Source organism: Nocardia veterana NBRC 100344, from assembly GCF_000308855.1.
Taxonomy (GTDB): Bacteria; Actinomycetota; Actinomycetes; order Mycobacteriales; family Mycobacteriaceae; genus Nocardia; species Nocardia veterana.
This window is the reverse complement of the sequence record NZ_BAGM01000134.1, coordinates 36,921-45,959: the sequence shown is the minus strand read 5'-3', so window position 1 is coordinate 45,959 and position 9,039 is coordinate 36,921. Positions and strand designations below refer to the sequence as shown.

Below are 9,039 nucleotides of genomic sequence, written 5' to 3'. Positions count from 1 at the left end.
ACGGATGTGGTCGGCACCGCGATCCCGGTCCGCTTCGGTTGTCGCGCGGCCGCATCCGATGGCATACGGTGGCGCTGTGACGGATGTGACCGAAGGCCGGCCCTCCACGCTGCGGACGCTGGCCGGCTGCTGTGCCGCCTTGGCGGCCACGCCGCCGCGGCTGCTTCGGCCCCGGCGGCCCGATCCGGCCTTTCTGGCGGGCCTCGAGTCCCGCCCCGCCCCCGTCGCGCGCACCGCGGTCCGGCTGCACGCGATGGTGCAGAGCAGCACCACCGCGCCGCTGACCATCGTGGCCGAGGGCGTGCGGTCGTTGCGCACGGTCTCGACCGTCTACGGCACCTTCCTGGTCGAACATCCGCAGGCTCGATTCCTCGTCGACCCGGGAATGTGCGCACATGTGCACGAACGGGTGTTACCCGGGCAGCCCTTCCCGCTCGGGCTGGTGACGGCGCCGGATCGGCCGGTCCTCGGATTGAGCGATGCGCTGGCCGCCCGCGATACGGCGGTCGAGGACATCGATTTCGTGCTGGCGACCCATCTGCACTGGGATCATGTCGCGGGTCTGCTGGAACTCCCGGACCGGGTGGAGCTGCGGGTGCAGCCGCGCGAATACGAGTGGGCGATGTCCGGCGCGCACGCCCCGTACGGTGTCGTGCGGGCCCCGCTGCGGGGGCGCGCGGTCAGCGATATCGAACTGGACGGCCCGCCGGTGCTGACCTTCACCCGCAGCCACGATCTGTTCGGCGACGGGTCGGTGGTGCTGGTCGACCTGGCCGGCCATACGCCGGGCAGCATCGGGGTACTGCTCACCGTCGACGAGGGCCCCGACCGATCCGCGTCGCCCACCCGGGTGTTGCTGGCGGGCGACGCGGTGTGGAATTCGTTGCAGATCAAGCTGATTCGCGAAAAGGCGCCGATGCCGGGCCAGTTGTTCGACGCCGACCGCGACCTGACCTTCGAGACGATTCAGCGCCTGCACGCGCTGCCCGGCGATATCGAGGTCGTCGCGAGCCACGACCACGCGGCGGTCGCGGCTCGCGCCTGACGGCGGTTTCAGGGCGCCGGATCAGACGACCAGCGCGGCCAATCGCGAACTGATCATGGTCTCGGCCTCGGCCACGATGCGCGAGATCAGCTCGGCGCAGGTGGGGATGTCGTCGATCAGACCCTGAACCTGTCCGGCCGACCAGATGCCGGCGTCCAGGTCGCCCTCGTCGAAGACGCGGCGGCCGCGGGCGCCGGCGACCAGATCCCGCACATCCTCGAATTTGCCGCCGGCGGCCTCGATTTCGACCACTTTGCGGCTGATCTCGTTGTCCGCCACCCGTGCGGTGTTTCGCATCGTGCGGAAGATGAGCTGGGTATCGCGTTCGGTGTGGGCGACGATCTGCTCCTTCACCTTCCGATGCACCGGGGACTCCTCGGTGCACAGGAAGCGGGTGCCCATATTGATGCCGTCGGCCCCGAGCGCGAGCGCGGCCACCAGGCCGCGCGCGTCGGCGAAACCACCCGAGGCGATGACCGGGATGTCGAGCGCCTTGGTGGCGGCCGGGATCAGGATCAGGCCCGGCACGTCGTCCTCGCCCGGGTGCCCCGCGCATTCGAAACCGTCGATGCTCACGCCGTCGACGCCGATCTTCTGGGCCTTCAGGGCGTGCCGGACGCTGGTGCACTTGTGCAGCACCTTGATTCCGGCTTCCTTGTAGTAGGGCAGGAAGGGCTCCGGATTGCTGCCGGCGGTCTCGACGATCTGCACGCCCGATTCGATGATCGCCTTGACGTACTCCTCGTAGGGCGGCGGGTTGATCGAGGGCAGGATCGTGACGTTGACGCCGAACGGCTTGTCGGTGAGCTGCCGGGTGCGCTCGATTTCGCGCCGCAGATCGTCCGGGGTGGGCTGGGTCAGCGCCGTGATGAAGCCGAGGCCGCCGGCGTTGGCGACCGCCGCCACGAGTTCGGCCCGGCCGACGTGCATCATGCCGCCCTGCACGATCGGGTGTTCGACGCCGAACATCTCGGTGAATCTGGTGCGCAACATCTGGTTGTCCTCCTGGCCGCGGTACGACTCGGGGCGGCGCGCCCGGCATCCCCGGCACGACGCGATGCCGGTGAGTGCGCAGACTTCCGCCCCTCGGGTGCCTGGCCGTCACGAGCCGGGCCTGCCCGGATGGGTCGATACTGGCATGTCGACAGCGGCGGAGACAACAGGATGTGAGCGGTAGTTTGCTCCGTTGGGGGTGGAGTGTGTTGCCCGCGCTTCGACTCGGCCGCAGCGAAATGCCCTGGTAATCGCCGTGTAGAGGGGTTATACGGCGAAACTTCTGTGAACCAGGATTCTCGTATGTAACCCTTGTCACGAGAAAAAGTTAGTTGCTATTCTCGCTGTTGGTTCAGCCGTCGACGCCGCCGGGTCATCCGGCCGGCGAGCTCTGACGGTCCGAGAGGAGTTCCTGCATGACCACCGGTGTCCAGACCGACGAACCGATCCGATCGCGGCGCAACCACTGGAACAACCAGATCGCCACGCATGCGCTGATGCGCCCGGACGCGGTGGCGATCCGATTCCGCGGCCAGGACACCACGTGGCAGCAGTTGCACGAGCGGTCGCAGAAGTTCGCCGACGGACTGGCCCGGCGCGGCGTCGGTTTCGGTGACCGGGTCCTGATTCTGGCGCTCAACTACACCGAATATCTCGAGGCCGTTTTCGGCATCAACGCGCTCGGCGCGATCGCGGTACCGGTCAATTTCCGTCTCACCCCGCCCGAAGTCGCCTATATCGTCGCCGATTCCGGCGCCTCGGCCATCGTCACCGACACGCTCTTGCAGCCCCTGGCCACGGGCGTGATGGCGCAGAGCGAGCAGCTGCGTACCTGCATCGTGATCGGTGGCGCGACCGGCGACGGCGTCATCGGATACGACGACTTCCTCGCCGAGGCGGGCGAACCCCATGTGCCGCAGGATATTCCGGAGGACACGCCCGCCCTGATCATGTACACCTCGGGTACCACGGGCAGTCCGAAGGGCGCGATCCTGTCCTACGGCAATCTCAACGCCCAGGCGCTGACCTGCATCCGCGCCCTGAACGCGACCCCGGACAGCATCGGTTTCTGCACCTCGCCGCTGTTCCACATCGCCGGATTGGGCAGTCTCGCACCCGCGTTCATGCTCGGATCGAAGACCGTCCTGCATCCGCTCGGCGCCTTCGATGCCACCGAATTCCTGGACGCGGTCGAGGCCGAACAGGCCACCACCGCGTTCTGTGTGCCCGCGCAGTGGCAACTGATCTGCGAGGAGCCGACCGTCAAACAGCGCAAGCTGGCACTCGAGACGCTGAGCTGGGGTGCGGCGCCGGCCTCGGAGACGGTGCTGCGGGCGATGGCCGAATGTTTCCCGAACGCGCAGAACGTCGCGGTCTTCGGGCAGACCGAGATGTCGCCGATCACCTGCGTGCTCGAGGGTAAGGACGCGCTGCGCAAACTCGGTTCGGTCGGCAAGCCGATCCCGACCATCCAGACCCGCGTGGTCGACGACGAGATGAACGATGTGGCGCCGGGCCAGATCGGCGAGATCGTCTATCGGGGCCCGACCATGATGCAGGGCTACTGGAACAAGCCCGAAGCGACCGCGGAAGCCTTCGCCGGCGGCTGGTTCCACTCGGGCGACCTGGTCCGCCAGGACGAGGAGGGCTTCGTCTGGGTGGTGGATCGTAAGAAGGACATGATCATCTCCGGCGGCGAGAACATCTACTGTGCCGAGGTGGAGAATGTGCTGTTCGCGCACCCGAAGATCCACGAGGCGGCGGTGATCGGCCGCGCCCACGAGAAGTGGGGCGAGGTGCCGGTCGCGGTGGTCGCGCTCAACGACGGGGAGACGTTGACACTCGAGGAGCTGACGCCGTTCCTCAACGAAAACCTCGCCCGCTACAAGCATCCGAAGGATCTGGTGATCGTGCCCGAGCTGCCGCGCAACGCCAGCGGCAAGGTGGTGAAGGTGGACCTTCGCAAGGACTACGCGGGCTGATCGGGCGGTCCACACCGACACGGCCGCCGGGCATCCGCTCGGCGGCTGCCCGCACGTCCGGGTGAATGTCGTCTCCGACGTAAATTGCTGCGGCTCAGATCATCTCGCGTTTGGTGAGCCAATGCATCAGCGGCCACCCGCAGAACACCGGCAACCAGCAGGTCAGCACCCGGTACAGCAAGACGGCCGGAACCCCGATGGCCGCGGGGACGCCGAACGCGGCGAGACCACCGATCAGCGCCGCCTCCACCGCACCCACCCCACCGGGCGTCGGGGCGGCCGAGGCCAGCGTGCCACCGATCATCGTCACCACCGTCACCGTCACGAAGGTGGTGCTGCCGCCGAACGCTTCGATGCCCGCCCACAACGCGCCCGCGGCGCCGAGAGTGGTGGTCGCACAACCGCCGACGATCATCAGCAGCCGCTTCGGTTGCCGGGCGAGGGTACGCAGCTCCGCCACGACCTCGGCCAGTTGCGGCCGCACCTCGTTGCGCAACCAGCGCCGCACGGTCGGAACGAACATGGCCGCGCCCACCGCGCCCAGCAGACCTCCGGCGAGCAGATAGAGCACGGTCGCACTCGGCACGAAATGCGACAGGTTCGCCGACACACCCGCCGCCACACTGAAGACGATCAGCAGCACCACGTGCGTGATCACCTGCACCGCCTGATTGAGCGCGACCGCCGCGGTCGCCTTCACGGTGCCGAGCCCGCTCCTCTGCAGGAACCGCACGCTGAGCGCCAGACCGCCGACGCCCGCGGGTGTGGTGGTCGCGGCGAAGGTGTTGGCGACCTGCATGCCGAGTAGATTCCGGAAGTTCACCGATTCCCCGGCGCAACCCCACAGCGCCATCGCCGCGCCCACATAGGTGGTCGCCGAAATGGCCAGTCCGAGCAGCGCCCACCACCAGTTCGCGGTGCGCAGTTCGGTGAAGAAGGTCGGCACCTGGCTGATGAACGGATAGGCCACGTACACCAGCGCGATCAACAGCACCAACTGGATGATCTGATTGCGCGAATACCGGGTGATCCGCGCGGTTTCGATCCGATCCTCACCGGTCTGCTGAAGTACCTGCGCCCGTACGGTTTTCATCAGTTCCCCGGCGTCGGGCACCGATTTGCGGACCTGCGCGCCGATCCCGTTCTTGGTCAACCGGCGGGAGGCGTCGAGCACCGCCTGTTCGCCGAGGACGTGAATGGCCGTGGCCACCACCGTTTCCGCCCCGAACAGCGCACTGGTGGTCAGTAGCAATTGCGCGATATCGGCCGAGAAACGGGAATCGAAGGCGCCGAATTCCGCGGCCATGAAGCCACCGAACAGCACCCGGCCGTCCGCGATGCGAATTTCCTCGGCGCGCAGGTCGCCATGGGTGATCTGGGCGCGATGCATGTTCTGCAGCGAACGCCAGACGTTGGTCAGCACCACCTCACTGTCGGTGGCGGCCAGTTGTCGACCGCGCGGAGTGGTGTGCGCGTACAGCGTCCAGCCGCGGCTCAGCGCGGCCACCGTCAGCGGCTTGTTGCTGGCCAGGCCCAGATCGCTGATCGCGATGCCCATCAGTGCGCGATGCTCCACCGCGCGGCGCATCGAGGCGAAGGCCGGGGTGCGTTCGCTACTGCGGAAGGTGAGCCAGCGCCGCAGCTGCCGCAACATGCCCCAACTGCGCTGATTCTGGCCGTACATTTCCACGACCAGTTGGCGGTGCGGTCCGGTGTCGGCACTGAGCAGCAGCGGACCCGGACCGGCCGGGCGCAACACGGTGAAGCCGGTGACGGTGTAACCGCGGGCGGCCAGGACTCGGACCGCCGCCTCCAGCGGGACCTCCAACGCCGGTGTGCCGACGACCAGTACGAGCACCGCGCCCACGAACCAGCCCACGGCCAACCCGAACATCGCCCGCGAGGGCACCACCAGACTGACGAACAGGTGCAGCGGGACGAAGGCGATCAGCAGCGCCCACCACCAGCGGCGCCACGAGACCGGCAGCCACGGGCTGGCCACCGTCAATCCGCCGGCCAGCATCGCGATCCAGCGCGGATCGTCGAGGAACTGCGACAGGAAGGTATCGAGCTGGCGGGGCACCGCCAGATGCCACTGCGGCGCCGAGATCCCGGATTCGGTGATCGACAGCGCCAGCACCGCGATCAGGCCGGCGGCCACATAGCCGCTGAGCAGTTTCCATTGCATCCGGAAGACCAGCCGCACCAGAATCGCGAAGGGCAGGGCCATAATCGCGATGCCGTAGAGCAGATAGACCAGGTTCGATTGCTCGGGCGTGAGGAAACCGACGATATCGGAGACCGACCGCTCCAGCGCCTCCCAGCGCGGGCGCGTAATCAGCGATCCGGCCACGACCACGGCAACCAACAACGCGGACAGCACCACGCGGATGATGTCGCTGGTACGCCGGATCCGCGGCTGCAGCAGACTGCCGGAGACGGGTATCTCCCGCCCGTCTACTCGCATGTCGTATCGAAACTTTCGGATCGAGGGAGCGGCGTCGGTCCCTGGGTCGGCTCGGGTGTGAGTATGCAGGAGGCCGCCCGAGCGTCCGTCGGCAACACGCCGGGCACCGGATTCGCGCAGGTGAGCGTGCACATGCTCGACACGAGCCGGTCGTGCTCGTGCCGCGGGTGCCCGGCGCCCGGATCTTCGCCGGGGTCTTCGCGAACCGGTCGCGCGCATCGTCACCCGGGCGGTCCCGGACTCGCCGCGGCGAGTCCCGCCGTGCCGCTGTCGCGAACCGGATCGGCCCCGCCGACGCTGAACACCCCGCCGGTCATGGCGCCGGAATCGAGTTCGGCGATCGCGGCCGCGACCACCTCCGTCGGGACCAGCGCGGGAAAGGAATCGGGTGCGACGGCGTTGGCGCGCACCCCGAACTCGGCGAATTCGGCCGCGATATGCCTGGTCAAGTGATCGAGCGTGGCCTTCGACGCCGAATACACGGCCTGCCCGCCGGGGTACACCCGCGAACCGGACAGGCTCGAGACATTGACGATATTGCGATTGCGCGCTCGGTTCTCCGCCCCCCGGTGCAGCCAGCAGCGTTGCGCGAGCCGGGTCGCCAGCCGCAGCGGCACCTCCACGTTCAGCGTGAACTGGGGACCGAACGCCGCCAGCGCGGCGTCGCCGTCGACCAGCCCGTTCGGTTGCACATCCAGCTGCGCCGCATTGTTGACCAGTAGGTCCACCGCGCCGTATTTCGCCAACGCCAGGTCGACCACCCGGTCCACCTCGTCCGGCCGGCTCAGATCGGCGCGGACGACGAAGATCCGGGACTCGTTCTCGGGAACCGGGTTCCACGGCTCGACCGGATCGATGAACCATTCCTCCTGGGAGGGCGCGGCAGGTACCCGAGTGCGGCAGACCGCAACGATGTCGTAGGTGGTGTAGTACGCGCGGCAGAACGCATCGCCGAGGCGGCCGCCGGCCCCGGTGAGCAGGCACACTCGGCGCGGCTCGCCCGGATTCGCACCAGTGGGCGATTTCTCACCAGTGGACAATGCGGTCTCCTCCCCAGCGACTCGCCGCCTCTTCCTTCGGCCGGTGCAGCCACATCACCACGCTGTTGCGCGCGGTGGAATTCGCACCGAGGAAGGCGTGCCAGGACCGCGGCGTGCATTCGAACACCAGCATCGAATTGTCCAGCGGCGGAACCAGGGCCGCCGGTTTCGGCTCGGCCCCGATCGCGGCGAACAGGCCGGTTTCGCCGCCGTCACCCGGCCGCCATTCGCCGTTGCCGAGATAGAACAGCACGGCGACCGCACGCACCAGCTCGCGGGCCGCCACCCCCGCCGGCCGGCTCCCCGATTTCGGATCGATGTCGTCGGCGGGCAGACCCACCGCTGCGGGACCGGGCGCGGTCCCGGGGAACCAGGCCGGAGTGAGGTCGTGATGCGGCCACCCGGGCGCGCTGCCCGGCGGATGGTGGTGCACCGAGCCCTCCACATCGCCGGTGGTCGGCACTCCTGCGACCCGCTCGATCAGGTCGTGCCAGGCTCGGGAGAGGAAGACCTCGAGCGGGCCGTTGCGCAGCCGGGCCAGGCTCACCCCGGTTGCGCCGTAGCCCTCGGCGACCGGGCCGAACAGGTCGCTCCGCTCGGTCCGCACCCGTTCGAATTCCGCCGCGAGGCGCTGATAGAACTCCGTGACGAAGACGTCGCGGACGTAGACGTGGGGAAAGGGGCGGGTGCGTCGGATCCAGCGTCGATGTGCCAGCAGATCGATGAACCACCGCGGCAGCGGCGCCTCGGACAACATACAAGCTCCCTCCCGGACAACCCTGCCGATCTTATTGCCTGCGCCGGACCGCGCAGTATTGCGTGCGCGGTACTGCGCCGCGTTCGTCCCGGTTGTGCCACGATCACTCGGTGGTGCGTGACGTTCGGGTCTGTTTCGTCGGGGATTCACTGGTCGCCGGTCTCGGCGATCCGCAGTGTCTGGGTTGGGCCGGCCGGCTCGCCGGGCGGGCGGTGGCGGCGGGACTGCCGCTGAGCTATTACAACCTCGGCGTGCGCAGGCAGACCTCCTCCGATATCGCCGCCCGCTGGGAGAGCGAATGCGCGCAGCGGTTGCCGGCCGGAATCGACGCCCGGGTGGTCTTCTCCTTCGGCGTGAACGACACCGTGTGGGAGGGGGACCGGGTGTGGGTGCCCGCCGACGAATCGGCGGCCAACTTGCGGCGGGTGTTGCGACGCTGCGCCGAACTCGGCTGGAAGGCGCTGGTTGTCGCGCCGCCGCCGAATATCGACAACGAGCACAATGCGCGCATCACGGAATTGGATGATCGGTTCACCGAGATCTGTGGCCGGGAACAGGTTCCGTACCTTCGGGTGCACCAGCCGTTGCGGCAGAACGACACCTGGATGCGGGAGTTGCAGGCCGCCGACGGCTACCATCCCGGTGCCGCCGCATACGAGCAGTTCGCGGCGACCATCGCGCCGCACTGGCTGCAATGGCTCTCCGAGCCGCGCGCCGTGCTCCCCGTGGTGAGCTGACGGATTTTTTTCGCGGTC

The 9,039-nt window shown here is 68.1% G+C and carries 7 protein-coding genes; 3 read left to right on the top strand and 4 right to left on the bottom strand.

All coding sequences use genetic code 11. The features are described 5' to 3' along the window. The first annotated feature begins 76 nt into the window (after positions 1 to 76). A complete protein-coding gene (locus tag ON37_RS25950) occupies positions 77 to 1,045 on the top strand; it encodes an MBL fold metallo-hydrolase (RefSeq protein ID WP_245553475.1) in 969 nt (322 codons plus the stop codon). 21 nt (positions 1,046 to 1,066) lie between these two features. Here ON37_RS25950 and ON37_RS25945 read toward each other — a convergent pair whose 3' ends face one another. Next, positions 1,067 to 2,038: an NAD(P)H-dependent flavin oxidoreductase gene (locus tag ON37_RS25945; RefSeq protein ID WP_040722966.1), complete on the bottom strand. Its 972-nt coding sequence runs from the start codon at positions 2,036 to 2,038 to the stop codon at positions 1,067 to 1,069. 416 nt (positions 2,039 to 2,454) lie between these two features. Here ON37_RS25945 and fadD5 point away from each other — a divergent pair, with 416 nt between their 5' ends. Continuing rightward, positions 2,455 to 4,020 carry a fatty-acid--CoA ligase FadD5 gene (gene fadD5 / locus ON37_RS25940; protein ID WP_040722965.1) on the top strand — a complete coding sequence of 522 codons (1,566 nt, stop codon included), beginning with the start codon at positions 2,455 to 2,457 and terminating at the stop codon, positions 4,018 to 4,020. Between the two features lie 94 nt (positions 4,021 to 4,114). Here the strand turns inward: fadD5 and ON37_RS25935 are convergent, their stop codons facing one another. The 3 genes from ON37_RS25935 to ON37_RS25925 form a co-directional block, all read right to left on the bottom strand. After that, positions 4,115 to 6,487, bottom strand: a complete 2,373-nt coding sequence (locus tag ON37_RS25935) for a lysylphosphatidylglycerol synthase transmembrane domain-containing protein (RefSeq protein WP_040722964.1) — start codon at positions 6,485 to 6,487, stop codon at positions 4,115 to 4,117. A 221-nt stretch (positions 6,488 to 6,708) separates the two neighbouring features. After that, positions 6,709 to 7,527 carry an SDR family NAD(P)-dependent oxidoreductase gene (locus tag ON37_RS31205; RefSeq protein ID WP_245553473.1) on the bottom strand — a complete coding sequence of 273 codons (819 nt, stop codon included), beginning with the start codon at positions 7,525 to 7,527 and terminating at the stop codon, positions 6,709 to 6,711. Further along, a complete protein-coding gene (locus ON37_RS25925; protein WP_051032048.1) occupies positions 7,514 to 8,284 on the bottom strand; it encodes a 2OG-Fe(II) oxygenase in 771 nt (256 codons plus the stop codon). Before ON37_RS25925 ends, ON37_RS31205 begins: the two co-directional genes overlap by 14 nt. Before the next feature lie 110 nt (positions 8,285 to 8,394). On the opposite strand from ON37_RS25925, the gene ON37_RS25920 reads away from it, so the two are divergent. Continuing rightward, positions 8,395 to 9,021 (top strand): GDSL-type esterase/lipase family protein, encoded by a 627-nt coding sequence (locus ON37_RS25920; protein WP_040722963.1) that lies wholly within the window; start codon positions 8,395 to 8,397, stop codon positions 9,019 to 9,021. Positions 9,022 to 9,039 lie beyond the last annotated feature (18 nt).